Annotated in this window: 3 protein-coding genes; all 3 read right to left on the bottom strand. The window is 35.0% G+C overall.

Translation table 11 applies throughout. The annotated features are described in order from the left end of the window. Window positions 1–151 precede the first annotated feature (151 nt). Window positions 152–1,234, bottom strand: coding sequence for a hypothetical protein (locus A7D23_RS11530; protein ID WP_068883848.1), 1,083 nt, complete (start codon window positions 1,232–1,234; stop codon window positions 152–154). A gap of 108 nt (window positions 1,235–1,342) precedes the next feature. Then, window positions 1,343–1,750, bottom strand: a complete 408-nt coding sequence (locus A7D23_RS11525) for a hypothetical protein (RefSeq protein WP_068883846.1) — start codon at window positions 1,748–1,750, stop codon at window positions 1,343–1,345. Between the two features lie 267 nt (window positions 1,751–2,017). Next, the coding region (locus A7D23_RS16280) for a hypothetical protein (RefSeq protein ID WP_207644970.1) at window positions 2,018–2,229 on the bottom strand (212 nt) is incomplete at its 5' end.

The raw sequence follows: 2,229 nt of genomic DNA, 5'->3' as shown, positions 1-2,229 counted from the left end.
TCTACTTGCTGACGTCTGATGACGGATTGCTCTTTAATGCTCATCGATAATTCCTCCTTAGTTTGTACTAAGGATATTATCTCAACTCTAAACGCTTATTTCTATGTGTGGCGTTTTTGACAATTACATGTATACTGATATACTATATATCTTAGGACTCGACAGAACTTACAATCAATCCTTTTTTTGCCCATTCATACTGACGATAAGCTTGGGCTAAAGTATCTTTGGTAATCTCTGTCGTGGATTTTTGACTTGAATAGGCGCTTTTTTCGAGCTCTAATTGAAGTAACGAAATACTCCCTATATCATACTTTAATTGTGCAACTTTCAGTTTTTTTTCAGCCGTAATCAGTTTCTTTTGTTCTACTTTCAGCGCTTTTTGTTTATCCAGTATGGTCTGATATGTACGGTAGAAATCATTCTTGAACTTCCTCTTTGAACTATCAGAGTTCGCATCTAGCTTAACATCATAGCTATAGCTTTGATAAGCAAGATAATCATCATCGACCTTGATATCAGATATCTGATTTGCCGTTACATCCGGTACATCGCAGATAACAAGCTCTGTATCATACTCTTGATCAAGATTTATATTAAACTGTTGAATGATGGATTTTTTCGACTCGACTAACTTCTGGACATTAGATTCAAGCTCCATAACCGAATACTCCGCTTCCGCAACAGCCAAATCTGTGGCCATTCCAATTTTGTCTTGCATTTTAGCAATTTGCAGTTGCCTTTCAGCTAAGGATTTTTTTACAAGAAGATCCTCCAATTGAATACTGATGGCATTATATGAAATGTAAATCATTTCCATATTCCAAATTAACGAATTGGTTCCTTTTTGAACATTGAGGGCCGTCTTGTTAATATCCATGTCAGCAAACGAGTTTAATTGCTGCTGCAGTGATGTTTTTTGCGCATTCAGAAGATAGCTGATTGCTGCTTCATCTTTAGGGTTTGTGCCATCTCCACCCGCATAAGCAATATTTACAGTGCTCCACTGAGCTAAAAGTCCATTAATTGCAGTTATGCCATTGCTCTTAATATCTGTCGCTTCGTCATAAGAGTTAAAGCTTCCCTTCGCAGTTGAATTATGTGATGGAATTAGGGACTCAATTTCACTAAATTTCAGACACTTAATTACACTCGTATCCGCTATAGCCGAAAGCGGGAATATGGCAACTATTATAATTGAAAACAACAATATATTTATAATCTTATTATTCAACTCCGATATACCCCCAGTTAATAATAATTTCCTTGTTGGTGATACCAACCCAAAATTATCTTCTTATTGAAGAGTCTAGTATATACCATAACCTTATAAATCTCAAATTCATTGTTCAACTATTATTTTCTCTGAAATCATTACATTTTCCGGCTTATCCACATATACATCAATCGTATATTTACCTTGTTCACTCATTGAGAGTGGAATTACAACTTTTTTATCAGTAGGATCAACTTTGATATTTGCGCCGCTGATAACAAGTTTTGTACCACTTCTTTCAGTGGTTATAACAAAACCGACTGTCTCCGCATTGAACGGTTTATTGCTAATTATTTCTACATATACCTGAGTGCTGGCAGGTACCGTCTCTAACTTACCTAAAACAGAAGCTGTACTTACATCATATGTTTTATAAAATGTTATACTATTCCTTTTAAAACCTGAGCATCCTGCAACTGAAACTGAAACTATCACAAGAATACTTAAAATTTTTATAATTAGTCTTTGCTTCATTTATCCTCCAAAATACTAATATGTATATAAAATATATTATATCATTTAATATTTAAATACAAGTTGCTTGCCATTATTTAGCGGTTCTTTCCCACTTTAGTTGAAGAGTTGTGTAAAATATTGTATAATACATGTAGAATATGTGTGATGAGAGGGCAACTATTGTGGATGAATTTATAAAAATGCTAGACCCTGCACTTGATTATGTTGAGCATATATCAAAAGGACAAAATTGCCTCATTACAGTTGAATCGAACCGTGAGGTTGTTACATGCCCATATTGCGGAACAGAATCAACCCGCGTTCATTCCGTGTATAAGAGAGAATTTCAGGATCTTCCAATCCAGGATTAGTAATTGTCAAAAAGTAAGCACATGAGTAAAGAAAAGCCCAACCGCCAGGTTGGACAAAATCTACTTTATCTTTTTGTAACAGTTTTCCGGAAGCTCTTTCGACCAAGGAACAAACTTTTCGATCAG

This window comes from Dehalobacter sp. TeCB1, from assembly GCF_001707455.1.
Taxonomy (GTDB): Bacteria; Bacillota; Desulfitobacteriia; order Desulfitobacteriales; family Syntrophobotulaceae; genus Dehalobacter; species Dehalobacter restrictus.
This window is presented reverse-complemented; position numbering and strand designations above follow the sequence as displayed.